Annotated in this window: 12 protein-coding genes (1 of these 12 cut by a window edge); 2 read left to right on the top strand and 10 right to left on the bottom strand. The window is 72.9% G+C overall.

The genetic code is table 11. The features are described 5' to 3' along the window. Positions 1 to 141 precede the first annotated feature (141 nt). The 3 genes from ACIQE0_RS19950 to ACIQE0_RS19940 are packed head-to-tail and all read right to left on the bottom strand — an operon-like array spanning position 142 to position 1,607. On the bottom strand, positions 142 to 1,164 hold the full coding sequence (locus ACIQE0_RS19950) for a Rieske 2Fe-2S domain-containing protein (RefSeq protein WP_402333810.1): 1,023 nt from the start codon (positions 1,162 to 1,164) through the stop codon (positions 142 to 144). A 2-nt stretch (positions 1,165 to 1,166) separates the two neighbouring features. After that, the gene (locus ACIQE0_RS19945; protein WP_402333807.1) at positions 1,167 to 1,394 is read right to left on the bottom strand and encodes a recombinase-like helix-turn-helix domain-containing protein; all 228 of its coding nucleotides are present in this window, start codon (positions 1,392 to 1,394) and stop codon (positions 1,167 to 1,169) included. 18 nt (positions 1,395 to 1,412) lie between these two features. After that, positions 1,413 to 1,607, bottom strand: coding sequence for a 2Fe-2S iron-sulfur cluster binding domain-containing protein (locus ACIQE0_RS19940; protein WP_402333804.1), 195 nt, complete (start codon positions 1,605 to 1,607; stop codon positions 1,413 to 1,415). 26 nt (positions 1,608 to 1,633) lie between these two features. Here ACIQE0_RS19940 and ACIQE0_RS19935 point away from each other — a divergent pair, with 26 nt between their 5' ends. Beyond that, positions 1,634 to 3,010, top strand: coding sequence for an MFS transporter (locus tag ACIQE0_RS19935; protein WP_366338479.1), 1,377 nt, complete (start codon positions 1,634 to 1,636; stop codon positions 3,008 to 3,010). 144 nt (positions 3,011 to 3,154) lie between these two features. Then, the gene (locus ACIQE0_RS19930) at positions 3,155 to 3,808 is read left to right on the top strand and encodes a DUF4360 domain-containing protein (protein ID WP_366338481.1); all 654 of its coding nucleotides are present in this window, start codon (positions 3,155 to 3,157) and stop codon (positions 3,806 to 3,808) included. Positions 3,809 to 3,926: 118 nt separating this feature from the next. On the opposite strand, the gene ACIQE0_RS19925 is transcribed toward ACIQE0_RS19930, so the two are convergent. From ACIQE0_RS19925 to ACIQE0_RS19895, 7 genes are all read right to left on the bottom strand, one after another. Next, positions 3,927 to 4,688, bottom strand: coding sequence for a DeoR/GlpR family DNA-binding transcription regulator (locus tag ACIQE0_RS19925; protein WP_402333799.1), 762 nt, complete (start codon positions 4,686 to 4,688; stop codon positions 3,927 to 3,929). A 680-nt stretch (positions 4,689 to 5,368) separates the two neighbouring features. Further along, positions 5,369 to 5,950, bottom strand: coding sequence for a LuxR C-terminal-related transcriptional regulator (locus ACIQE0_RS19920; RefSeq protein ID WP_384097966.1), 582 nt, complete (start codon positions 5,948 to 5,950; stop codon positions 5,369 to 5,371). A gap of 508 nt (positions 5,951 to 6,458) precedes the next feature. Then, on the bottom strand, positions 6,459 to 9,248 hold the full coding sequence (locus ACIQE0_RS19915; RefSeq protein WP_402333795.1) for an AAA family ATPase: 2,790 nt from the start codon (positions 9,246 to 9,248) through the stop codon (positions 6,459 to 6,461). Further along, positions 9,238 to 12,084 carry an AAA family ATPase gene (locus tag ACIQE0_RS19910; RefSeq protein ID WP_402333792.1) on the bottom strand — a complete coding sequence of 949 codons (2,847 nt, stop codon included), beginning with the start codon at positions 12,082 to 12,084 and terminating at the stop codon, positions 9,238 to 9,240. The genes ACIQE0_RS19915 and ACIQE0_RS19910 overlap by 11 nt, the downstream gene beginning before the upstream one ends. Positions 12,085 to 12,086: 2 nt before the next feature. Beyond that, positions 12,087 to 15,005 (bottom strand): AAA family ATPase, encoded by a 2,919-nt coding sequence (locus ACIQE0_RS19905; protein ID WP_402333790.1) that lies wholly within the window; start codon positions 15,003 to 15,005, stop codon positions 12,087 to 12,089. Positions 15,006 to 15,513: 508 nt separating this feature from the next. Continuing rightward, positions 15,514 to 16,269: an alpha/beta fold hydrolase gene (locus ACIQE0_RS19900; protein ID WP_366338492.1), complete on the bottom strand. Its 756-nt coding sequence runs from the start codon at positions 16,267 to 16,269 to the stop codon at positions 15,514 to 15,516. 314 nt (positions 16,270 to 16,583) lie between these two features. Continuing rightward, positions 16,584 to 25,631, bottom strand: partial view of an SDR family NAD(P)-dependent oxidoreductase gene (locus tag ACIQE0_RS19895; RefSeq protein ID WP_402334207.1) — the final stretch only. Its footprint extends 23,955 nt past the window's final position; 9,048 of the gene's 33,003 nt are visible here — the last part of the coding sequence; its start codon lies off the right edge, out of view — the gene reads right to left on this strand; the stop codon is at positions 16,584 to 16,586.

The raw sequence follows: 25,631 nt of genomic DNA, 5'->3' as shown, positions 1-25,631 counted from the left end.
GTGCGGCGCCGCCGCACTCGTGCCATGGGTGTCGGTTTCCGGGTGCGGCGCGCCGGGCCTCGCGCGGTTGCTGCGCACGGCCCGGCGCATTCGATCCTCGCGGCGGACGAGGAACTGCCGTGCTGGGCAGGCCGGTTGGGCTCATCGCGGTGGGGCGGCTGCGGCCTGCCGTTCGGCCTGGGCCCGGTACAGGCGGCGCAGCCGTACCACGCCGAGGTCGTGTTGGTAGAGGTTCTCGTGCCGGTCGGCGTCGGCGGGCAGGGCCTCCAGCATGATCCGGTCCTGTTCCAGGACTTCCCAGTGGCGTTCCTCGATGAGCGTCTTGTAGAGGAAGCGCCAGGTGTCGCGCTGCCAGCCCTGGACGCGGCGGTAGCGCCAGAAGAAGACGCCGGTGCGTTCGGCGTCGACCGGGCAGAGCATGCCGACGATGCCGAAGGGGCCGCCGGGGCCCGCGGAGGGCGGGTACGGGATGGAGAGGTCCACCCAGTCGACGCCGGTGCGGCACAGCTCGACCCAGTCGAAGTTGACGCCCCGCTGGTCGGTCTTCTCGAAGACGTAGCCGCGGTCGGTCCCGCGGACGCGGAACGTGGCGGTGGTGTCGCCGTCGTACAGGGAGTGGGACTCGCGGTGCAGGAACGCGCCGTGCATGGGGTCGAGGAGGTTCTCCATGATGAAGCGCCAGGGGGCGTTCCACTGCGCGTGGCAGAGGATCGGTTCGATGCCGGGGTCGTCGAGGGGGTCGGGGACGGTCAGTTCGACCGGTTCGGGGTGGGCGTCGTCGCCGAAGTAGGCGAGGATCGCGCCGGCGACCTCGCGGACCGGGAGCGAGGGGACGAGTTTCCGGCCTTCGAGGTGGCAGCCGGGGAGGCCGGGGACGGACGAGACGGTGCCGTCGGTCGCGACTTCGATGCCGTGGTAGCCGCAGGCGACGCGGTCCCCGAGGTGCTTGCCCAGGGACAGCGGGGCGCCGCGGTGCGGGCAGCGGTCGGCGAGCAGGGCGGGGGTGCCGTCGGCGCGGCGGAACAGCAGCCACTGTTCGCCGAGTGCGGTCACCGTGCGCATGGCGCCGGGGGCGACGGCGGACGAGGGGAGGACCGGGTGCCATTGGTTGCGCAGGCCGGTGGCGTAGATGTGGTCGACGGTGTCGCTGGTGGACAGGGGCATGGTCAGGCTCCCAGGCGGTGCATCTCGGCGCGGAAGGACTCCTCGGTCCACGGGGTGCCGTCGGGGGCAGGGATCTGACGTGCGTTCAATCCCGTGATGACATAGGCGAGTTCGTGGCCGTCGTGGGTGAAGATCTGTTCCAGGGTGGCGGCCAGTCTGCGTTCGTAGGGGGTGGGTTCGCGGGTGCGGGACTGGTGGGGGTCGAGGTGGGGCCGGGGGGTGGTGGTCATCGGGGCCTCCGGGTGGGGTCAGGGAGCGAGGACGAGGCGGGTGGACGCACAGCGCGGGACGCAGCTCTTCACAGTGGCGTTCGCGGGGTGTCCGGCGGCGCTGAACAAGAGGTCGCGGTGGGCGGGGGTACCGGCCGGCACCCGGGTCTCGCAGCTGGCGCAGATGCCGTCCCGGCAGGAGCTGTTGGGTATCTGTTCCCAGTGTCTCCGCAACCTCTCTGCTCGCGGAAGGAATCTCCATGGTGACTATGGCCGGCCGGCCCGGCGTGGGATCAGCGGGATCGATCGCCGCGAGGCTCGAACGACTGCCGCACTCACGCTGGCACATCAAGGTCCGTTTCCTGATCGGGGCCGTCACCTTCTTCGAGGCGTTCGACCAGTTGATGGCCGCCTCCGCGCTTCCCGTCCTGAGCCGGGAGTGGCATCTGACGACCGCGCAGGCCACGTTCGCGGTGACCGCCGGCTCGGTCGGCATGCTGCTGGGCGCGCTGGGGGCCGGTTCGCTCGGCAACCGGATCGGCCGGGTGCGGACCGTGGCGCTCGGGGTCGCGGTCACCGCGCTGGCCAGCCTGGCCGTCGCTCTCGCCGGTGGCATCGCGTGGTTCGCGTTCTTCCGGTTCGTCCAGGGCCTGGGCATCGGCGGCGTCGTCCCGGTCGCCGCCGCCTATATCGGCGAGATCGCGCGCTCGGACCGCCGCGGCCGCTTCGTCCTCCTCTACGAGATGGTCTTCCCGGCCGGGTTGACCGCCGCGAGCCTGCTCGCCGTCTGGGTGGTGCCGCACCTCGGCTGGCGGGCGATGTTCGTGGCCGGTGCGCTTCCCGTACTGCTCGCCGCGGCGCTCCCCCGGTACGTCGTCGAGTCACCGCGCTGGCTGCTGGCGCGCGGCCGGGCCGAGGAGGCCGAGCGCGCCCTGGCCAGGATCGAGGAGGAGGTGGCGCGCAGCACCGCCGCACCGCTTCCGGAGCCGGCCCCCGGCGCCGCGGCCGAGGAGGGCACGCGGGGACGCCTGCGGGAGCTGTTCGCCGGGCGGTATCTCCGGCGCACCGCGGTCGTTTCCGGCCTGTGGTTCGTGGCGTACTACGTCAACTACGGCATCGCCACCTGGCTGCCGTCGCTCTACACCAAGAACTTCGGGCTGGATCTGACCACCGCGCTGGTCTACACGCTGCTCGGGAATCTCGCCGGGCTGCTCGGCACGCTGGTGGTGGCGCTGGTGATCGACCGGATCGGCCGCCGTCCGGCGCTGGTCGTCGCGTTCGCCGGCACCGCGCTGGCACTGCTGCTCCTCACGCTGGTCGGAGCCGCCTCCGGCGGTCGGGTCGCGGTGTTCGCGTCCTGCACGGCGTTCTTCGTGTTCGCCGTCAACGCGGGGCTCTACCTCTACTCCCCCGAGCTGTACCCGACGCGCAACCGGGCCCGGGGCGCGGCCTTCGGTGGGCTGTGGAACCGGGCGGGCGTCATCCTCGGACCGGTTTCGGTGGGCGCGATCCTGGGGGCGGGCGGCGGTCTGGGCCTGGTCTTCGCCCAGTTGGCGGGCGCGGCGGCGGTGGGTGCGGTCATCGCGCTGTTCGCCGTCGAGACCAAGGGCAGGACGCTGGAGGAGCTCAACTCCTGACGCCGCGTCCGAATCAAGGCGTAGGTTCGCCCCAATCCTTGGGAGCGGAACTGGTCAAGTCGAGATCCCCGTGCTGGCATGCACCCGTCACCCACTCCTGGTGTGCCCGCGCCGCGGGTCCAGGACGACCGGAAGGAAGAGCCCATGCTCAGCACGCTCAGTGCTGGTGCCGCTGCGGCAGCCTTGCTCCTCGGTTCGGCATCCCCCACCGCACCGGTCCGATTCGGCGACGACCCGCCGACCGGGAAGATCACCATCGACGTCGCCACGGTCAACGGATCGGGCTGCCGCCCCGGCAGCGCCGCCGTGGCGGTCGCCCCCGACAACACCGCCTTCACCGTCACCTACAGCGAGTACCTCGCGCAGGTGGGCGGCGCCAGCAAACCGACCGACGCCCGCAAGAACTGCCAGATCGCCCTCAACGTGCATGTCCCGCAAGGCTTCACCTACGCCATCGCGCAGGCCGACTACCGCGGCTACGCCTCGCTCGCCTCGGGCGTGAAGGGCCTGGAGCAGGCGAACTACTACTTCCAGGGCCAGCCGGAAACGGCCCGCAAGGGCCACTCGTTCACCGGCCCCTACGACACCGACTGGCAGACCTCCGACCAGACCGACCTCGACGCGCTGGTCTACGCGCCCTGCGGCGAGGAGCGCTACTTCAACATCAACACCGAAATGCGGCTGGACGGTACCGGAGCGGACCCCAAGACCACCAGCTTCATGGCCATGGACTCCACCGACGGCAGCATCAACACCCTGTACCACTTCGCCTGGAAGGAGTGCCCCGCGCGCACGTAGCGGGGCGGCGTGAACGGCCGGTGTGGTGACCGGTCTTGGGCCCGCACGCGGCGGCGTGCGGGCCCTGCCCGTCGATGCGCCGTCGGGCCGCCGTCGGCACCCGCGGGCGGCGGGGCTGTCAGACCTGGATGACCTTGGGCCCCATGAGGTGGTAGCGGTGAGCCTCCGCGCAGGGGAGGCCGGTGCCGGTGACGATCGCCTCCAGGTCGCCCACCTCTCCGAAGCGGCAGAAGCTCGACGCCCCGAACTTGGTGTGCACCCCGGCGAAGACCCGGCGGCGCGCGACGCGGATGGCCTGCGCCTTGACCTCGCCGGCCGCCAGGTCGTGGGCGGTCAGGCCGTAGGTGCGCGAGATGCCGTGGGCACCGAGGTAGGCCAGGTCGATGACGAAGCCGGACAGCATGTGGACGGCACGGTGGTCGGCGGTGGCCATGGCGCCCGGGCGGACCTGGCCGCCGAGCAGCAGCACGGTGGTCTGCCGGCGCGTCGCGAGGGCGCCGACCACCGCGAGCGAGGCGGTGACCACCGTCAGCGGACGATCGTGCGGCAGCGCCTCGGCGATCAGGTACGGGGTGAAGCCCTCGTCGATGAAGACGGTCCGGGCCCCGCCGAGGAGTTCGGCGGCCGCGGCGGCGATCCGGGACTTCTCCGGAGTGTGGCATGGTGTCCCGAAGGTGGAAGCGGCCTCTAAGCCCGTCCTCGCCACGGGGTGGACCCCGCCGTGTTTCCGGCGCACCAGACCGTGGCCCTCCAGGACGTTCAGGTCCCGGCGGACCGTTTCCCTGCTGACGGCGAACTCCTCGGCGAGCCAGCCGACTTCGGCGGACCCGGCGTGCCGTACCCGCTCCAGCATGGCCTTGCGGCGGCCCTCAGCGTCCACGGTGCTCCTCCTGTGCTTCCGGTGCGGCGTGGTGCCGACCGGTCGGGTGCGGGTGTTGCGAACGAGCCTCGCCCCGGAGGGGCGGGCATGGTGGCGGCGGCGGTCCGTTGTGGCCATGAGCGGGCGGCGGGGTCCGGCGTCGCGCGGGCGGCCCGGCGGTGAAAACGGGCGCCAAGTGCACAGTCGGCGGGCCTGCCGGGGCGCAGGGTGGGGGTTCCGCTTGACTGCGGTGGCTCGTGGTCCGGGCCGGGTGTCCCGGTTCGGTCTTCGTTGTGACACAACGGGCGTGGCGCCGCAAGGTAAAGGAGGTGAACTGTGGTATGCGAGATGCGGAAGAATACTCATAGCAGGGAAAAGAGCCGTGGGGGGAGGGGGGTTACCGTAAGTATTTCGTTGGGGGTTCGCGGGTCCGTACGAGCGGCCCGAGGTGCGGGCCGCGGGGCGGCCGGGGGGCCGCAGAAACGGTTTGCCGGAAAGGGTCCAACGGTCGGGCCCAACGGCCCTTGACACGGCCCGACCGCATCTGATGGCAGAATTATTGCGAGCACGTAACGCGGGAATGCATAAACCCGTACCGGAGCCCGACGCGCCCGTGTCGCCGGGCTCGGCCTCACGGGAGGCGGTGCCGGCGACACGGGCGAGAGGGCGGTCGGTGGCAGCGGGCGGCGGCCCGGCCGGGGTCACTTGACGAAGTCGTCCACGACCTTCGGCGGCCAGGTGCCGACGTTCAGGATGCCCATCGAGTAGGCGCGGGAGACCAGCGCGGCGCGGTTGGGCACCCGCAACTTCCGCAGTAGTCCGGTCACGTGGTACTCCACGCCCTGGCGGCTGAGGTAGAGCCGCGAGGCGAGCGGGATGGTGGACAGGCCGGCCGCTATGCCCTCCAGGATCCGCGCGTCGATCTCGGTCAGGAACTTCTTCTGGCTGGTCACGACTCCGGCGTCGGAGGCACCGGAGTCCTCGGACGAGCTCATGAGGACCAGGATCGCGGAGACGTCCGGGGTCACGCCGGTGACCGCGGAGGCGGTGAGGGTGCCGGCGAAGGCCGCGTCCTCGGCGCCGACGGCGACCACGTGCGAGGCGAAGCGGTGGCGCTTGCCCTCGATCAGCCGGGAGAACTGACGCATCAGCGGCTGCTGCACGCTGGGGTGCATCAACTCCCGGAAGCTGCGGCCGCAGACGTCGCCGGCGGAGCTGCCGAAGCGGCGGAGGAACTCCTGGTTGGCCTGCTTGATGGTGAGGTCGCGGTCGAGGGACGCCATCAACCCAGGGCCCGCGGCTCCCCCGGCTGGTGCGGCCTGAGCGGATATCACGCCGCCGTTCTTCGTGTCAGTCGAGTCAGTGAGCTGGGCGCTGGTCACGAGACCGCCATCCTTTCGGATAACCCCCGTCATTTTCTGATTTCTAAGAAGCGGAATCTGAAATTCGATCGAAGATCGGTGCGAATCTTCGATCGAATCGCTTCGAAGAGTTTCAATTTCTAGAAACGGAGCGTAGTTAGCCCCAGCTCGACGCGTCAACGCGAGACATCTCCGCACCCCTAAATCCGTGGTCCGCACTTCACGGGGTTCGGTCCGCAAGAGCGAAGCTACGGTGGGACAAATCCGACCTATCGGGCATGACCGCGCACGGGCAGCGCCGCGCGCCGCTTCCGCTTGAGATTTCCCCGGATTGTTGTCATGCCCGAACGGGCACGGTGATGGCGGTCCGGCACGGACGGCACCGGCTGGGCGCGGTCGACGACGTGTCCAAAACGTGTCGCCGCGAACGTCACCGGCCCGGGAGCGCGTTCACCAGTTCACGTCGGCCGGAGACACCGAGCTTCCGGTAGACACTGGTGAGGTGCTTCTCCACCGCCCGGGAACTGACGCCGAGTTCGGTGGCGATGGCCTGGTTGGTCAGACCGCGCCCCACCAGGGACACCACACGCCGCTCGCTGGGGGTGAGGGTGGCGGTCGGTGGCACGGTGGCGCTGTCCAGGCCGTGCTCGGCGCGTTCGGCGAGCCACGGCACGCCGCAGGCCGCCGCGATCCCCGCCGCCTCCCGCAGCACCGACTCGGCCTCCGGGCCGCCGCGTAACCTGCGCCCGAGCACCACGAGGGTACGGGCGAGTTCCCCCTCGTAGGGCGAGCCGCGGAAGACGGCGACGGCCTCCCGCAGCAGGTCGAGTCCGTCGTCCTGGAGCAGCCAGCCCTTCAGCCGCAGGGCCCGTCCCAGGTTCGCCGGCGCGCCCCAGTAGCGGGCCCAGTCCAACTCCTCCTCGGCCAGGCGCAGCGCGGCGGCGCTCTCGCCGAGCCGCTGGTGCAGGCCGATCGCGTAGGGCCGCCACGGCAGCAGCGCGGAGTTGCACCAGCCCGCGGTCTCCAGACGGCGGCCGCAGGCCAGCAGTCCGTCCAACGCCTCGCGTCCGCGGCCGCGTTGGGTGTCGACGCCGGCCTGGAGGATCTGCCGGGTGGCGCTGAGGGCGAGCCCGGTCGGCCGGCGCTCGCGGATCCGCTTCAGGATGCGTTCGCTCAACTCCTCGTCGCGCAGCTCGCAGGCGGCCGAGGTCAGCAGCACCACCGCCGGTTCCGTCCAGGTGCTCGGGTTCCTGGCGAGGGCGCGTTCGACGTGTTCCCGGGCCGCGGCCGGCCGGCCCTGCGCCATCAGGACGAAGGCCCGCTCGGCCGCCAGCAGCACATCGTCCGCACCGGTGGCGTACAGGCGCCGGGCGCGCTGTTCGCTCGACAGCCAGGAGGCGACGCTCGGCACCGACTCCGCGACGAACAGCGCCATCATCACCAGCGGCAGGGTGGTGTGGGCGTGGGCGGCGGTGGCCGGTTCGCGTTCGAGGATGCGGTTGCCGGTCCGGGACACCTCCTCGGCGCGGAGCCGGCCGCTGAGCGCTCCCGCACACAACAGGACGGAGACCAGCTCCCGTTCGGCGACGGTGTCCACCGGCGGGGTCGGGCCCATCTGCCGCAGCCGTTCGACGGAGGACGTCAGCTCGACGGGGTTCTCGTGGCCGGAGTGCCGCAGCCGTGCCTCCAGGCGCAGGGCGAGATCGCCGACGCCCTCCTCCGGCCCGGTCGGGCCGTCGAGCGCCGCGGCGCTCTGCCGCAGCAGCCCGACGGTGGACGGACCGGGGGCGGCCAGCAGGCTCGGGGGGATGCGCAGGACGGCGGCGGCCCGGTCCCTCGCGGTGTCCAACAGGGCGATCGCCTGGCTCACATGGCGTTCGCAGGCGTCGGGGTCGATGGCGCGCTCGGCGGTGGCCAGGTCCATCAGGACGCGGGCGCGGCCGTCGTCCTGGGTGCGGTGGTGCAGCAGGGCCCGCCGCAGGTACCGGGCGGCGTCGGCGGGGCGGCCGGCGCGCAGTGCGTTGAGGGCCGCGGCGCGCAGCACCGTCTCCGACCAGGGGCGGCCGGGGTGGGCGACGGCGAGCAGGTGGGCGGCGACCTGTTCGGCGGGCCGCCCGCAGCGGTACAGCAGGTCGGCCGCGGCGTTGTGGGAGCGTTCGCGTTCGTCGAGGGTGAGGAGGGAGTCCGCGGCGTCGCGGACGACCCGGTGGACGAAGCGGACGTCCCGTCCGCGGGCAAGCAGGCCGGCCGCGACCAGGGCGCGGCGGGCGCCGGAGAAGCCGATCTCGTCGACGCCGGCGAGCTGGGCGAGGAGTGCGGGGTCGCTGTGGTCGCCGAGGGCGGCCAGCGCGGCGACGACGTCGCGGACCGGCTGCGGCTGGATCCGCAGATGGCCCGCGATCCGGCTGCGCAACTCCATCGGGCTCAACATCCCTGCGGTCCCCGCGAGTTCGCGGGCGGCCGGTCGCGCGGGCAGGCGCAGGGCGCCGTGTAAGGCGGTGAGGAAGAGCGGGTTGCCGCCGGACGCGTCGTGCAGGGCGCGTACGAGCGCCTCTTGTGGCGGGCGACCGTGCGCCCCGGTGAGCAGGGTGCGGGTGGCGTCCTGGGTCAGTGGTGCCAGGCGCAGTACGGTGCGGGCGGCGCCGGCGACCTCGCGCACCAGGGGGTGGCGGGCCCGGTGGTCGCCGTCGGCGAGCGTGCACACCAGCAGGGCGCGGCGGCCGCGGAGCCGTCGGGTGAGGTGGGCCAGCCAGCGCAGGGAGGGGCCGTCGGCCCACTGGAGGTCGTCGACGAGGATCAGCAGTCGCCGGTCCCCGCCGGCGTCGGTGAGCAGCGACTGCGCGCCCTGGAGGACGACCTGGGGGACGGCGGGGCCTGCGTCGGCAGGATCGGCGGTGCCCGGGTGGGCGTCGGTGTCGGTGAGGCGGAGGAAGTGCTCGGCTTCGGTCGGGTGTTGGGGTCCCCCGGCGCTGCCGTCTCCGGCCGGCAGGTGCTCGAAGAGCTGGCGGGCGACGCCGAAGGCGTAGTCGCGCTCCCGCCACGCGGCACTGGCCCGCAGGACCCTGGCGCCGTCGCCGGCGAGCTCGGGCAGCCGGCGCAGGAGTGCCGTGCGTCCGCTGCCCAGGGGGCCGGTGACCAGGAGGAGCGAGGAGTCGCCCCGGTCCGCCGCGGCGAGGGCGGCGCGGAACCCGGCCAGTTCGTTCGCGCGCTCAAGAAGCATCCGCGACCGGCCTTTCCAGCGCCTCCAGCAGTCGGTGGAGCTCCTTGCGGCCGTCGATCTGCAGCTTGCGGTAGGCGTTGCTCAGCCGGAGTTCCACGGTGCGTCTGCTGACGGCGAGTTGTTCGGCGATCTGGCGGTTGCCGTGGCCGCGCGCGGCGAGCAGCACGGTGCTCTTCTCCGCCTCGGACAGGGCGCGCCAGCCGGAGGGGACGACGACGGCGGGTGAGCGGGCCGGGGCGGCGACGGGCGGGATCGTCAGGGCGCGGGCGGCGGTGGCCAGGCGGCTGGTGGGGTGGGCGGCGGCCATGCGGGAGACCTCCGCCAGGGAGCGGACGGCCGCGGCGGTGTCTCCCCGGGCCGTCTCGGCGCCGAACTGGTGCAGCCGGCTCCAGAGGTAGGCGAGGCGGGCCGGGGAGTCGTGCAGCAGGGCGGCGGTCTCGCGGGCGCGGGCGACGGCCCGGTCGCGGTCGTCGTCGAAGAGGCGTTGGGTCCACAGGCGGGCGCTGCCGCGGGCGCCCGCGGTGCCCCAGCGGTCGGCGAGGGACAGTTCCTCGTCCCGCAGCCGGTGGGCCTCGGTCCGGTCGCCGGTCTCCAGGCACGCCTCGGCGGCCAGTGGCCGCCAGCCCAGTAGTGCGGGGTTCGTCCACTGCCGGCGCAGCAGCCGGCGCCCGCACTCCCGGGACAGCCGCAGGGTCTCCTCCCAGTCACCGTCGTCGGCGGCCAGGCGGGCTCGGGCGAACAGCAGCATGGGCCACCAGGTGCCCTCCTCGCCGACGGCGGGCACGGGGGTGGCGGCGATCTGGCGGGCCCGGTCCGAGCGGCCGGCCTCGATGCCCGCCACGATGCGGGTGGCCAGCAGGTTGGGCAGCGCCCGGGGGTGCCAACTGGCCGGTGGCAGTGCGCGTTCGGCGCTGTCCAGGTCGCGTTCGGCGGCCTCCAGCCGGGCCGCGCACAGGTGCACCCGGGCCCGCAGGGTGAGCACCCGGGCGCCGATGCTGCGCAGGTGGGCGCGGCGGGCGGTGACGAGCATGGTGTCGAGGGCGTCGACCGCCTCGTCGTGGTCGTCGGTGGCCAGCAGCGCCGCGCAGGCCGCCAGCCGCGGCATCATCGGGCTCTCCCGTCCGTCTCCGGCGAGGGCGATCCGCGCCAGTTTCCTGGCCTTGTCCGCCTCCGCCCCCGCCGTGGCGAGCTGCCAGGCACGGACGCCCGCCTGGGCCGGCGACACCGGCCGGTCGGGCAGGGGGGCCACCTCGGGGATCGTTGGTTCGTCGTCCCGGGCGGAGGCCAGCCAGAACAGCGCGACCAGCGCCTCCCGGTCGGCGGGCGCGGCGTGCGGCAGGGCCTCGCCCGTGGTGCGGCGCGCCCATTCGCTGTCGCCCCGGGCGTATCCCAGGTCGATGGCGCGGACGCACAACCCCGCGTCGGACGACGGCGGTTCGGCGGCGCCGGCGGCGCCGCGGGCCAGTTCCGCCAGGCGCCGGTCGCCCGCTTCGGGACGGACGACGGCCTCGGCGGCGGCCAGTTCCAGGGTCAGTCGGCTGCGGGCGAGGGGGTCGAGGGGTTCCTGCATCGCCCGGGACAGACAGGCACAGGCACGGTGGCGGTCCTCCCGGCGCAGTGCGGCGGTGAAGCTGCGGTGCAGCAGCGGCACGACCCAGGGGGCGCCGAGCGGCGGTGAGCGCAGCAGCAGGTGGGCGACGTCCTCGTCGTTGGCGCCGGCGTCGTGGGCGAGTTCGGCGGCGCGGGAGTACAGCTCGGCGCGTTCGCCGGCGGGCATGTCCTCGATGACGCGTGCCTTGGAGGCGGGGAAGCGGATGTGTGCCTTGTCGCCGACGGACACCGTCAGGCCGACGCTCTCCAGCAGGTCGCGGATCCGGTCCTCCGGTGTGGTGCGGGCGCCGGCGAGGGCGCGGATCCGGGAGAAGTCGAGGAGGTCGCCGCAGACGGCCAACGCCCGCAGGACGGAGTTGGCTTCGGCGGGCAGGCCGTCGAGGGCGCGCACGGTGTGCTCGCCGACGACGCCGGCGGTCAGCGCGTGCAGTTCGGGGAGGTGGTCGGCGTCCGGGGACAGGCCGAGGTCGGTGAACTCGCGCAGGACGTCCCGCAGGACGGCCGGGTTGCCGGCGGTGGCGGAGGTCAGCGCGGCCACGAACTCCTCGTCGCCCGGGATGCCGCAGCAGGCGCGCACGGTGGCGGCGACCCCGCGGCCGGTGAGCGGCGGCACCACGAGGTGGTGGACCGGTAGGGCGGCCGGGGGCGCCGGGTCGTCGTCTCCCCCGGTGTCCCAGATGGTGGCCGCGCCGCAGCTGCTGGCGAGCACGGCGAGCGGGGTCCGCGGGTCGAGGCGGCGCAGCAGGTACTGGAGCCAGGTCCGCGAGGCCGGGTCCAGCCACTGGACGTCCTCGATCACGAGCAGGGCGGGCGCGGTGCGGGCGGTGCGCAGCACCACGTCGGCCCCGGGCGGTGGTTGGCGGTCGTCGGGGGCGATCAGTGCGGCCTGGGCGGCGGGGGCGGTGTCGGCGAGGGCGTCGAGGAGTTGGAGGACGACGCCGTACCTCAGCTCCCGTTCGGCGGGGGTTGCCTGGGCGCGCAGGACGCGCAGGCCGTCGTGCCCGGCGCGGCAGGCACCCCAGCGGACGAGAGCGTTCTGGGCGTGGCCCGGACGTCCGGTGAGGGTGAGGACCGACCCGGCGCCCTGGTCGAGGCGGTGCAGGAGGTCGCCTATGAGGTCTTGCTCCCGGCCGCGTTCGAGGAGCATGGCCGGGTCGCCGTGGGCGTCGGGTGCGCACCCCGGCGTGCAGGTGATCGGTTGGTTCCGCTCCTTGCTCCGGGGCACCACTACCTCGCGTCCTGTTCGTCCCCACCGCGTCCGCGTGCCTGGGAGACCCAGGCCGGTGGCCGCGCGCCGAAGGTGACCCTGGTCTCCAGGACGGCGGACAGTTCCGTGCGTCCGGTGACCCCGAGTTTCCGGTAGGCGCTGGTGAGATGCGTTTCGATGGTCCGTACGGTGACGAAGAGTGATTCCGCGATGGCGCGGTTGCTTGCGCCGTTCCGCGCCAGGTCCGCCACCGTGCGCTCCATGCCGGTGAGCATGTCCAGCGGTGACGCGGTCTTGCGGCGGAGCCGCCCGCCCGCGCTCACCAGCAGTTTCCTGGCCGCGTCGCCGATCGCCACGGCGCCGCAGCGCTGGGCGAGGTCGCCGGCGGCGCGCAGGTGTTCCCGGGCGGCGCGCTGGTCGTCGGCCTGCAGGTGGGCGGTCCCGAGAAGGAGTTCGGCGCGGGCCTCCAAACCGCGGGCCGGCGAGTCGGCGAGCAACGCGACCGCCTCGGTGAGGTGCTCGATGCCGGCGCTGCCCGGGAGAGCGAAGCCCTGTGCCATGCGCGCGGTGCCCAGGCTGCTCGCAGTGCCCCAGCGCTCGGCCGACTCAAGGCCGGATGCGGCGAATTCGCGTGCCTGGCCGTGTCGGCCGAGCACCGCCAACAGCACCGCGGCCTCGGCCGCCCACGGTACGAACGCCGGGTTGCTGATGCGTGCCTCCTCCAGGGACCGGCCGCAGGCGAGGAAGAAGGCGAGGGCGCCCTCGTGGTCGCGGCGGGCCCAGCGGGCGTGGGCCCGGGCCACCAGGTACCAGTGGTACTCGATGGCGAAGCGTTCGAGACCGTCGCGGGTGATGCCGTCGAGGACCCGTTCGGCGCGGTCGGGTTCGCCGTGGTCGACGAGGGCCCTGGCCAGGGCGACGCGGGGCAGCACGGAGCGGTCGCCCCAGCGTTCCCCGCCGATGATCTCCATGGCGGTCCGGGCGTCGGCGAGGGCGTCGGGGTAGGCGCCGACCCCGTGGTGGACCAACGCGCGGGTGGAGAGCGCGAGGACGTATGTCCAGACGGCCGCGTTGTCCTGCCCGTACTGGAGCAGGAGGTCCAGCGCGTACTGGGCGTCGGTGATCTCGTCGGCCAGGCAGAGTGCGAAGGAGGTGGAGAGCAGCGACCAGGGTTCCCGTTCGACGCCGGGTGCGCGCAGGGCGCGCCGGGCCTGGTCGACGGCGGACTCGGCGTCCCGGCCGGCCATCGCGGTGAGGGCGGTGGTCATGGCCAGCAGTTGGCGTTCGGCGGGGGTGTCGCCGGGCGGCACGGTGAGCCGGGCCGCCCGGTCGAGGACCGTCCCGAGGGTGGACTTCTCGTCGGCGCCGACGATGAGCAGGACGGACTCCACCTGGGTGCGCAGTTCCCGGTCCGCGGGGCCCGGTTCGGGGCCGATCGCGGCCTCCAACTCGGCGAGCGCCTCCTCCAGTAACCGCATCCCGGACGGGGATTGCTGTGCGGCGAGGCAGGTGAGGCCGTACTGCACGGCGACCTGGGCGCGGGTGCGCACGTCGGTGGCGCGCGAGCGGGCTTCGGTGAGGAGGCGGATGGCCTCCGGCGGGTTGATCTCGGCGAGCGCGCGGGCCATCTGGATGCGCACGGCAACGTTGTCCGGCTCCATCTCCAGGACCCGGTCGAGGCAGCGCACGCCGGCCTCCGGGGCGCCGCGGCTCTCGGCCTGGGCCGCCGCGTCGCGCAGCACCCCGGCCATCCAGTGCTGGTCGAGCACGGGGAGCAGCATCAGCTGGCCGGCGAGTTCTTCGGCGGGCCGGCCGGCGTCGCTGAGCAGCAGCGCAGCGCGGGTGCGCAGTTCGGCCAGGGCGGGCCGGGCGAGGCCGTCGAGCACGGCGCGGCGGACGACGTCGTGCACGAAGTCGCCGCGGTCCAGGGCCAGGATGCCGGCCCGGCGGAGCACCAGCAGGGCCTCCTCGACCGTGGTGGCGGGCACGTCGGCGAGGGCGGCCAGCAGTTCGGTGCACACCTCGCCGAGCACGGCCAGCGCGCGGGCGACGTCGCGCACCCAGGGCGGCCGGCGTTCCAGCAGGCTGCGCACGGAGTGGGCGAGGACATGGCTGCCCACCTCGGCGGCGCGCCGCTCCCCGGTGTCGTCGGGTGCGACGCCCTCGGCCCGGAGTTCGTCGAGGAGGCGGGCGAGGGTCAGGGGGTTGCCTCCGGAGACGGCGGCGACGCGCTCGACGAAGGAGGGGGTGGCCGGGCCGCGGAAGGCCCGGCGCACCAACTCCCTGACGGCGTCCGGGCCGAGCGGGTTCAGTCCGAGCACGGTCGGGCGGCGCTGGGCGACGAGGTCGGCGAGCACCGCGGGCGCGACCGGTTCGGCCTCGCTGCGCTGGGCCAGGACGATCAGCAGCGGCAGGTCCTCGGCGCGGCGCAGCAGGAAGTCGAGCCAGGTCAGGGAGCGTTCGTCGCACCAGTGCACGTCGTCGAGGACGAGGACGAGCGGTCGCTCGGCCATGAGGCGGGCGGCGAGCCAGTACAGGCCGTGCAGCACCGGGTAGGCGGTGGCGGGGGCGTCGTGGTCGCCGGGGTCGGCGGTGAGGGCGGGCAGTGCGCGGGCGGCCAGTCCCTCCAGCAGCGGTGAGTGGCGGGCCTCGCTGTCGTCGAGGCCGAGTCCGCCGAGGAGTTCGCGCACACCGCTGTACCCGGCGCCCGCGGTGTGCTCCGCGCAGGTGCCGTACAGGACGGTCATGCCGTGGCAGGCGTCGCCCGTGGTGAAGGCCCGCAGCAGACTGGTCTTGCCCATGCCGGCGGGGCCGTTCAGCAGTACCAGGCCCGCCTGTCCGCCGCGGGCGTCCTCGGCGCGCCGGGCGAGGGTGCGCAGTTCGTCGTCGCGTCCCACCAGCGTGGTCGGCGGGTCGGGCGCACCGGACTGGTTCCGCATCACGCGTTCCTCCACGTGGGGGTGACAACAGGAGCCGACCTCGCGCCATGGTGTTCCGCATCGGGGCCGACCGGAGGCGCGCAGGGCCGGGCCGCCGAGGCGACGCTTGCAGAGCAGACCGGTGGCACCCTCCGTACATGCCCCGGAGCAAGATCATATAGCGCGTTGTGAGGTGAACGGTGAGTGCCAGTCAGACAATTGACGCACTCTGTACGCGAGTCGACAGTCACCCGCCGACTGCTCCGCACCGCCGACGAGGACCCCGTGGCGCGCCCTGTGCACCGACGTCTCCCGCGGGACGCTCGTACGGGTCGGCGCGGCCCGGGGCGCCGGGTGCCTGGCTCCCGCTCCCCGGACACGCGGGCAGCGCCAGGCCGCCGTGACGGCCCTCCGAGGAGCCGGTGCCCGCCGGGATCGGCCGGCGGATCCGGGGCGGCTGGATCGGGGGCGGATGGATTCGGACGAAGCCGGATGGGGCCGGTGGCCCGTCCGGTGGTTCGGCGCGGCGCTAGCCGTGTGAGGTGAAGTGCTCCCGCAGGAGGCCCAGGACCGCCGGGGCCTCGGAGCTGACGAAGAAGTGCCCGCCCGGGTAGACCTTGAGGTCGAAGGCCCCGGTGGTGTGGCCGCGCCACGCCTCGGCCTCCTCCAGGGAGGTCTTGGGGTCGCGGTCGCCGGTGAGGACGGTCAGGGGCGCCCGGACGGTGACGTCGGCACCGCAGCGGTAGGTCTCGACGGCCCGGTAGTCGCTGCGGATCGCGGGCAGGATCATGCGCAGGATCTCTTCGTCGCCGAGCAGGGCGGTGTCCGTCCCGGCGAGCAGCTTCAGCTCGTCCACGATGCCGTCGTCGGTCCGCTGGTGGACGGTCTCCTCCCGCACGCGGGAGGGTGCGCGGCGCCCGGAGGCGAAGAGATGGGCCAGTTCACCGCCGTCGGCCTCGAACCGCCGGGCCACCTCGAACGCCAGGGTCGCGCCCATGCTGTGCCCGAAGAACGTGCTCGGCCGCTCCTCCAGCAGCGGCCGCAGCGCCTCGTACACCTGGTCGGCCAGGGCGCCGAGGTCGCCGATGCCGGCTTCCTTGCGCCGGTCCTGACGCCCTGGGTACTGGAGCGCGAACACCTCGGTGACCGAGGAGAGTTGTGCGGACACGGGGAAGTAGAAGGAGGCCGAGCCGCCCGCGTGCGGGAAGCAGAAGAGCCGGGTGGGGGCGGCCGGTGCCGGATGGAAGCACCGAGCCCACAGGCTCTCCTCGGTGGACGTCGTCATGGGGGAACTCCTAGGGGGACGAACCGGCAGCACACATCACCGGACGGCAAGGGCTGGACGCCTCGGCCGGGGAGTTGCCGTGGCGCCCCGGTGACGCCGCCGCTGTGGCTCGGACGCGTGCACGCCGTAACTCCGCAGCTCGCAACAGGTTTTCCGAGCCGCGGAAATCATTGGACATGATCGGACTGTGGGTAAATCCCTAGTTCTCCGCCTTTTTCGAAAGAGGCCGGAAAAGGCCGCACGGTGGCCGGAATCTTGCGTCCGGCCACCGTGCCATGGCGTTCTCGACGAAGCGGAACCCGAAGCGTATCCGCTCAGTTCAGCCCGAGTTCATCATCCAGCAGGGCGAACATGTCGTCATCGGACGCCCCTTCGATGTCCAGCTCCTCGGTGCCGTCGGATGCTCCCGTCTGCCGCAGTCCGGCCCACTTCGCCTTGAGGACCTCCAGCCGGCCGGCCACCAACTGGTGCTCGCCCTCGTCGTCGAGGGCCAGTCCGGCGATGGCCGCCTCCAGGCTGTCGAGCGCCGCGAGTACCGATCCCGCACCCGGCGCCTCGTCGGTGACGAGCCGGCCGCACAGGTGCCGGACGACGTCCGCGGGCGTCGGGTAGTCGAACAGCAGGGTCGCCGGCAGACGCAGGCCGGTGGCCGCGTTGAGCCGGTTCCGGAACTCCACGGCGGTCAGCGAGTCGAAGCCCAGCTCCTGGAACTGCCGGTTCACGCCGACCGCCGAGCCGTCGGCGTGCCCGAGCACCAGCGCGGCCTGCCCGCGCACCAGCGTGAGCAGGACCTCGTCCCGCTCCGCCGCGCCGAGCCCGGCGAGCTGCCGGGTGAGCGCGTCCGCGGAGGGCGCCGTACCGGCCGCCGCCGCACGCCGCACCGGCGTCCGGATCAGCCCGCGCAGCAACGGCGGAACCGCACCGAGCCGGCGGAGCACGGCGAGGTCCAGCCGCACCGGGACCACCAGCGCCCGGTCTCCGGCCGTGGCCGCGTCGTACAGCGCCAGCCCCTGCTCGACCGCGAGCGGCGGCATTCCGGCGCGCGCGAGCCGTTCCGCCTCGGCGTCCGAGAGCGTCCCGGTCATGCCGCCGGTGCGGTCCCACGGACCCCAGGCCAGCGACAGACCCGGCAGCCCGGCCGCGCGGCGCTGCGCCATCAGCGCGTCCAGGAACGTGTTGGCCGCCGCGTAGTTGGCCTGCCCGGCACCGCCGAGGACACCGGCCGCGGACGAGAAGACCACGAAGCTCTCCAGCTCCAGGTCGCGGGTCGCCTCGTGCAGGTGCCAGGCCGCGTCCGCCTTCGGCCGCAGCACTGCGGCCAGCCGCTCCGCGGTGAGCGAGCCGACCACACCGTCGTCCAGCACACCGGCCGTGTGCACGACCGCGGTGAGCGGACGCCCCTCCGGGAGGCCGGCGATCAGCTCCGCAACCGCCTCCCGGTCACCGACGTCACAGGCCCGTACGGACACCTCGGCGCCGAGTGCCTCCAGGTCGGCCACCAGCTTCTCCGCCCCGTCGGCCGCGAGCCCGCTGCGACTGGCGAGGACCAGGCTCCGCACGCCCCGCTCGGCGACGAGGTGCCGGGCGAACAGTCCGCCCAGGCCGCCGGTGCCACCGGTGACGAGCACGGTGCCGGGCCGCGGCTCCCGCTCGTCCGTCGCCTCTTCCGCGGCGCCGACGGCGGCCTCCGGTACGGCGGTCCGGGCCAACCGGGTGGCCTTCACCGTCGTTGCGCGCAGGGCGAGTTGCGGTTCGTCGGCCGCGGCGCGCAGGGCCGCGACCAGGGGGGACTGGGTGAGCGTGTCGGCCGCCGGGTCGAGGTCGAGCAGGCCGAAGCAGCCGGGGTTCTCCGACTGCGCGGACCGGACGAGGCCCCAGACGGCGGAGGCCGCCAGATCGGTGGTGCCGGCTCCGTCCACGGAGACGGCGCCACGCGTCACGAACACCAGCCGCGCTCCCGCGAACCCGTCGTCCGCCAACCATTGCTGGACGTGCTCCAGCGCCCGTGCGGTGGTCTCCCGTACGGCGTCCAGCACGTCCGTGGAGGCCGGGGCACCGCCCGTGACCGGGACGAGGACCAGGTCCGGCACCGGATTCCCCGACGCGGCGAGCGTGGTGAGCCCGCCGGGCTCCGCGACCACGGCCAGGGAGTCCGCGAGCGCCTCGGCGAGACCGAACGGGTCGGGACCGGCGATGGCCACGGACGCCGGGTCGGCGGGGTGGGTGCCGGAGGCGGAAGCGGGGATCTCGGTCCAGTCCAGGTGGAACAGGGAGTCCTGGAACGCGCCTGCTTCATCGGCGGCTTGGAGCTGCCCGGGGGTGAGGGTGCGGGTGCGGAGGGCGTCGATGGCGATGACCGGCGCACCCGTCGGGTCCACCGCACTCACCGAGACCGCACCCTCGCCCGCACCGTCACCGGTGGGCGCCAACCGCACCCGGAGCACCGAGGCACCGGACGCGAACAGCGACACACCCTCCCACGAGAACGGCAACGCAGGACCGTCACCAGAACCCTCGCCATCAAGAGCAGCGAGCAACGAAGCATGCAGCGAGGCGTCCAGCAGCGCCGGGTGGAATCCGAAACCGGTAACGGTCTCGGCAGCCTCAGCGGCCTCCTCCGGCAGCGCGACCTCGGCGAACAACTCCTCGCCACGACGCCACACCGCACGCAACCCACGGAACACCGGCCCATAACCGAACCCGGCATCCGCGAACGCCTCGTAGCAGCCTTCGGCGTCCACAGCCACGGCGCTTTCCGGCGGCCACACCGCACCAAGGAACGGATCAGCCGCAACCTCGATCGGCGCTTCGGCGGCAAGAACGCCGGCCGCATGCTGCGACCAGACCGTCTCGACTGAACCGGCCGGGCCGTCCGGGCCGCTCGGGATCTCCGGGGACGAGTACACGCCGACAGTGCGGCGGCCCGCCTCATCGGCATCCCCGACCACGACCTGGACCCGCACCGCACCACGCTCAGGCAACACCAACGGCGCCGCCAGCGTCAGCTCCTCCACACGAACACAACCCACCTCATCCCCAGCACGCATCACCATCTCCAGCAACCCCGTACCAGGGACGACCACACGCCCCATCACGGCATGGTCAGCCAGCCACGGATGCGACTGCACCGACAACCGACCCGTGAACAACACCCCATCACCCGAGGCCAGTTCGACCGCCGCACCCAACAACGGATGCTCCGCCGCACCCAACCCCGCAGCACGCACATCACCACCGCGACCCAACCGCCCCACCGGCCAGAACCACTGCCGCTGGAACGCATACGTCGGCAACTCCACCCACCGCGCACCCGAACCGGCGAAGAAGTCCCGCCAGTCCGCGGTGAGTCCGCGGGTGTGGAGGTGGGCCCGGGCGGTGAGGGCCGCGGACTCCTCATCGCGGTCCTTCCGCAGGACCGGGACGGTGACGGCTTCGCCCGCGAGGGACTGCTGGGCCAGGGCGGAGAGGACGCCGTCGGGTCCCAGTTCCAGGAAGGTCCGCACGCCCTCGGCTTCGAGGGTGGTGATGCCGTCGGCGAAGCGGACCGCTTGCCGGACGTGTCGAACCCAGTAGTCGGCCGAGCAGATTTCGTCGGCCGGGGCCAGCCGGCCGGTCAGGTTCGACACCACCGGGATGGACGGGGCGGCGTACGACAGCACCTCGGCAACGGCCCGGAACGCGTCGAGCATCGGGTCCATCAGCGGGGAGTGGAAGGCGTGCGACACCTGGAGCCGGTTGGTACGGCGCCCCTGGTCGGCGAAGTGTTGTGCGACGGCCAGGACGGCGTCTTCCGCACCGGAGACGACCAGGGAGGTGGGGCCGTTGACGGCCGCGATGGAGAGGTCGTCGGTGAGATGCGGGGTGATCTCGTCCTCGGTTGCCTGGACGGCGACCATCGCACCACCCGACGGCAGTGCCTGCATCAGCGACGCACGGGCCGCCACCAGACGGCAGGCGTCCGGGAGCGTCAGCACACCGGCGACATGGGCCGCCGCGATCTCACCGATCGAATGTCCGGCCACGAAGTCCGGCCGCACGCCCCAACTCTCCACCAACCGATAGAGCGCCACCTCGATCGCGAAGAGGGCGGGCTGCGTCCAACCGGTCTCGTTCAACCGGTCGGCATCCGCACCCCACATCACCTCACGCAGACCAGTCGAAGCCGAGCCGGACGACAACTCCACATCCAGCAGCCCGATCACGGCGTCGAGAGCCTGGGCGAACACCGGGAACCGGTCGTACAGCTCACGCCCCATCCCCAGACGCTGCGAACCCTGACCCGAGAACAGCACGGCCGAACCGCCGCCCGCCACCGAGTCGGAGACCACGGACGGATCGTCCGCGCCGAGCGCCAGGGCGCCCAGGGCGTCGACGGGGCTCATCGCGTCGCCGACCAGCACGACCGCGCGGTGGTCGAACTGCGACCGGGTGAGGGCCAGCGAGTACCCGATGTCGGCCGGGCGCAGGTCGGGGCGCTCCACCAGGGAGTCCCGGAGGCGTGCGGCCTGGGCGCGCAGGGCCTCCGGGGACTTACCGGAGAGCACCCACGGGACCAGGGCCGGTTCCACGGTCTCGGCCTCCGCGGCCGGCTGCCGCCGCACGCCTTCCGGCTGTTCCAGGATGACGTGGGCGTTGGTGCCGCTGATGCCGAACGAGGAGACGCCGGCGCGACGGGCCCGGCCGGTCTCCGGCCAGGCGGTCTGCTCGGTCAGCAGCTCGACGGCGCCCTCGGACCAGTCCACGTGCGACGACGGTGCGTCGACGTGGAGGGTCTGCGGGAGGACGCCGTGCCGCATCGCCATGACCATCTTGATGATGCCGGCGACACCGGCCGCGGCCTGGGTGTGGCCGATGTTGGACTTCACCGAGCCCAGCCACAGGGGCTGTTCGGGGGCGCGGTCGCGTCCGTAGGTGGCGATGAGTGCCTGGGCCTCGATCGGGTCGCCCAGCGTCGTACCCGTGCCGTGCGCCTCGACCACGTCCACGTCGTCGGTGGAGAGGCCGCCGCTGGCGAGTGCCTGGCGGATCACACGCTGCTGCGACGGGCCGTTGGGGGCGGTCAGACCGTTGGACGCACCGTCCTGGTTGACGGCCGACCCCCGCACCACGGCCAGGATCTCGTGACCGTTGCGCAGCGCGTCGGACCGGCGCTCCAGCACCAGCACGCCCACGCCCTCGGACCAGGCGACACCATCGGCGGCCTCGGCGAACGCCTTGGAGCGGCCGTCGGGGGCCAGGCCCCGCTGGCGGGAGAACTCAACGAACGTGCCAGGCGTGGACATCACCGTCACACCACCGGCCAGTGCGAGGGTGCACTCACCGGCCCGGAGTGCCTGTGCGCCGAGGTGCAGGGCGACCAGCGACGAGGAGCAGGCGGTGTCCACCGTGACGGCCGGGCCCTCGAAGCCGAAGGAGTAGGACACGCGGCCGGAGGCCACACTGCCCGCACTCCCCTGCCCCTGGAAGCCCTCGAACTCCTTACCGCCCAGCATGCTCCCGTAATCGCTGTACATCACGCCGGCGAAGACGCCGGTCTGGCTGCCGCGCAGGGTCTGCGGGTCGATACCGGCCCGCTCGATCGCCTCCCACGACGACTCCAGCAGCAGACGCTGCTGAGAGTCGGTCGCCAGCGCCTCACGCGGACTCATCCCGAAGAAACCGGGGTCGAACTCCCCCGCCTCGTGCAGGAATCCACCGGAGCGGGTGTAGGACGTGCCCAGGTGCTCCGGGTCCGGGTTGTAGATCGCTTCGAGGTCCCAGCCACGGTTGGTCGGGAAGGTGGTGATGGCGTCGGTCCCGTTGCTGACCAGGCGCCACAGGTCCTCGGGCGAGGCCACGCCACCGGGGAAGCGGCAGGCCATGCCCACCACCACGATCGGGTCGTCGGCGATCGGCGGAAGTGCCTGGACCGGTACCTGTGCCTGGCTCTCCGCGGCGCCGAACAGCTCGTCGTGGAGGTGGTCCGCCAGGGCGTCGGTGTTCGGGTAGTCGAAGACCAGCGTTGCGGTCAGGCGCAGGCCCGTTGCGGTGCTCAGGCGGTTGCGCAGTTCCACGGCCGTCAGCGAGTCGAAGCCGAGGTCCCGGAACTGTGCCGCGGTGTCCACCGACGCCGCATCGGCGTGCCCGAGGACGAGGGCCGACTGGGTGCGGACCAGGTCGAGGAGCTCCTGCCGGCGTTCGTCGGACGTGAGCCCGGACAGGCGGTTGACGAGCCCGGCCACGGTCGCGGAACCGCCGGCCGCCGTACGGCGGGTGCGGGTCCGTACCAGTCCGCGCAGGATCGCGGGGACCTCGCCCTGCGCGGACAGTGCCGCGAGATCGAGCCGGACGGGGGCGACGAGCGATGCGCCGGGGGTGCCGACCGCATCAACGGCGTCGGCGGTGCCGAGGCTGTCTGCCGTGCCGTGCGCGTGCGTCGCGCTGAGGGTGAGCGCCGCGTCGAACAGGGCCAGGCCCTGCTCCGTGGTGAGTGGCGGGATTCCCGAGCGGGCCAGGCGGTCGGCTTCGGCGTCCGTCAGCGTGCCGGTCATGCCGCCGGTCTGCTCCCACGGGCCCCAGGCCAGTGACAGACCGGGCAGGCCCGCCGCCCGACGCTGCGCCGTCAGTGCGTCCAGGAAGGCGTTCCCGGCGGCGTAGTTGGCCTGGCCGGCGCCGCCGAACACACCCGCGACGGAGGAGAAGACGACGAACGCGTCCAGATCCAGGTCGCGGGTGGCCTCGTGCAGGTGCCAGGCAGCGTCCACCTTCGGCCGCAGGACCGCGGCCAGGCGCTCCGGGGTCAGCGACCCGATCACGCCGTCGTCCAGCACGCCCGCGGTGTGCACGACCGCGGTCAGCGGATGCGCGTCCGCGATGCCGGCCACGAGCGCCGCCACGGCGTCCCGGTCGGTCACATCGCATGCCTGCACGGTCACCTCGGCGCCGTGGGCCGTCAGTTCCGCCACCAGCTCCGTGGTGCCGGGGGCGTCGGGACCGCGCCTGCTGACGAGCAGGAGGTTGCGGATGCCGTACCGGTCGACGAGGTGTCGTGCGAAGTGCGCGCCCAGGCCGCCGGTGCCGCCGGTGATCAGGACCGTGCCGTTGACGTTCCAACCGTCGGTCGTCGCGTCGATGGCGGCATCGGTGTCGGCGGGCGGTGCCAGGCGGGTCAGCCTTGCGGCGCGCAACTGTCCGTCGCGCAGAAGCAGTTGCGGTTCGTCGGAACCGAGCGCCGCGGCAAGCGAGGTCGCGGATGCCTGGGACCCGTCGAGGTCGATCAGTCCGAAGCTGCCCGGGTGTTCGGTCTGGGCCGAGCGCACCAGGCCGTGGACGGCCGCCGCCGCGGCGTCCTCGCCACCGGCCGCGCCGCGGGTGACGAACACCAGGCGGCCGGCGGAGAGGCGGGCGTCGGCCAACCAGGCCTGGATCGTGTGCAGGGCGTCGGCGGTCAGTCGGTGAGCGGCGTCGACGGTCGCGCCGTCACCGCTGCCTGCACCGACGACTCCGACCAGCACGGTGTCGGGCACGGAGCGCTCCGGCCCCGCCGCCGCCAGTGCGTCGAGGTTCTCGTAGGCCTCCACGATCGCACCGGAACCGCCGAGGGAATCGGCGAGCCCCAGTCCGTCAGGGCCGACGACTGCGACGACTTGGGATGTCGGGTTCGTCGGAACGTCCGGGATCGCAGTCCAGTGGACGCCGAAGAGCGCATCGCGCAGGCGGTCGTCGGAACCGCTGACCTGCTCGGGAGTGAGGGTGCGGGTGCGGAGGGCGTCGATGGCGATGACCGGCGCACCCGTCGGGTCCACCGCACTCACCGAGACCGCACCCTCACCCGCACCGTCACCGGTGGGCGCCAACCGCACCCGGAGCACCGAGGCACCGGACGCGAACAGCGACACACCCTCCCACGAGAACGGCAACGCAGGACCGTCACCAGAACCCTCGCCTTCAAGAGCAGCGAGCAACGAAGCGTGCAGCGAGGCGTCCAGCAGCGCAGGGTGGAAACCGAAACCGGCAACGGCCTCGGCAGCCTCCTCCGGCAGCGCGACCTCGGCGAACAACTCCTCGCCACGACGCCACACCGCACGCAACCCACGGAACACCGGCCCATAACCGAACCCGGCATCCGCGAACAACTCGTAGCAGCCTTCGGCATCCACAGCCACGGCGCCCTCCGGCGGCCACACCGCGCCAAGGGAGAGACCAGCCGCAACGCCGGACGGCGCTTCGGCAGTAAGGACACCGGCCGCATGCTGCGACCAGACCGTCTCAGCTGAACCGGCCGAGCCGTCCGAGCCGCTCGGGATCTCCGGCGACGAGTACACGCCGACGGAACGACGGCCCGCCTCATCGGCATCCCCGACCACGACCTGCACCCGCACCGCACCACGCTCAGGCAACACCAACGGCGCCGCCAGCGTCAGCTCCTCCACACGAACACAACCCACCTCATCCCCAGCACGCATCACCATCTCCAACAGCCCCGTACCAGGGACGACCACACGCCCCATCACGGCATGGTCAGCCAGCCACGGATGCGACTGCACCGACAACCGACCCGTGAACAACACCCCATCACCCGAGGCCAGTTCGACCGCCGCACCCAACAACGGATGCTCCGCCGCACCCAACCCCGCAGCACGCACATCACCACCGCGACTCAACCGCCCCACCGGCCAGAACCACTGCCGCTGGAACGCATACGTCGGCAACTCCACCCACCGCGCACCCGAACCGGCGAAGATCCCGGTCCAGTCGATCGGTGCGCCCGAGGTGTGCAGGTGGGCGAGTGCGGCAAGAGCCGTCGGCTCCTCGGGCCGGTCCTTGCGCAGCAGCGATACCACGAGCGAGGGTTCCGTAAGGGACTCCCCTGCCATGGCGGCGAGGACGCCGTCCGGGCCGAGCTCCAGGAACGTCCGTACTCCCTCCGCCTCCAGGCACGTCACACCATCCGCGAAGCGAACCGCCTCACGGACATGCCGGACCCAGTAGTCAGCCGAGCAGAGCTCGTCGGCCGAGGCCAGGTGGCCGGTCAGGTTCGACACCACCGGAATGGACGGGGCAGCGTACGACAGCCCCTCGGCAACAGCCCGGAACGCGTCCAACATCGGGTCCATCAAAGGGGAATGGAACGCGTGCGAGACACGCAACCGCGTCGTGCGCCGTCCCTCCGCCTCGAACCGCGCCGCAAGCTCAACAGCAGCGTCCTCGGAACCCGACACCACCACCGAACGAGGCCCGTTGACAGCAGCGATCGACACCCCGTCGGTCAGGTGCGGGGTGATCTCGTCCTCGGTTGCCTGGACAGCGACCATCGCACCACCCGACGGCAGCGCCTGCATCAGCGACGCACGCGCCACCACCAGACGGCAGGCATCCTCAAG

Origin of the sequence: Streptomyces sp. NPDC093097, assembly GCF_044754325.1 — a bacterium.
GTDB lineage: Bacteria > Actinomycetota > Actinomycetes > Streptomycetales > Streptomycetaceae > Streptomyces.
Note: the sequence above shows the minus strand (reverse complement) of the source record. Positions and strands in the feature narration are given on the sequence as shown.

Coding starts and splice junctions, on each gene's coding strand:
- ACIQE0_RS19920 (WP_384097966.1), bottom strand. CDS start 5,950: ATGGCGTCCCTCGACCGCGACCTCACCATCAAGCAGGCCAACCAGGAG.
- ACIQE0_RS19945 (WP_402333807.1), bottom strand. CDS start 1,394: ATGACCACCACCCCCCGGCCCCACCTCGACCCCCACCAGTCCCGCACC.
- ACIQE0_RS19900 (WP_366338492.1), bottom strand. CDS start 16,269: ATGACGACGTCCACCGAGGAGAGCCTGTGGGCTCGGTGCTTCCATCCG.
- ACIQE0_RS19935 (WP_366338479.1), top strand. CDS start 1,634: ATGGTGACTATGGCCGGCCGGCCCGGCGTGGGATCAGCGGGATCGATC.
- ACIQE0_RS19930 (WP_366338481.1), top strand. CDS start 3,155: ATGCTCAGCACGCTCAGTGCTGGTGCCGCTGCGGCAGCCTTGCTCCTC.
- ACIQE0_RS19905 (WP_402333790.1), bottom strand. CDS start 15,005: ATGCGGAACCAGTCCGGTGCGCCCGACCCGCCGACCACGCTGGTGGGA.
- ACIQE0_RS19950 (WP_402333810.1), bottom strand. CDS start 1,164: ATGCCCCTGTCCACCAGCGACACCGTCGACCACATCTACGCCACCGGC.
- ACIQE0_RS19915 (WP_402333795.1), bottom strand. CDS start 9,248: ATGCTTCTTGAGCGCGCGAACGAACTGGCCGGGTTCCGCGCCGCCCTC.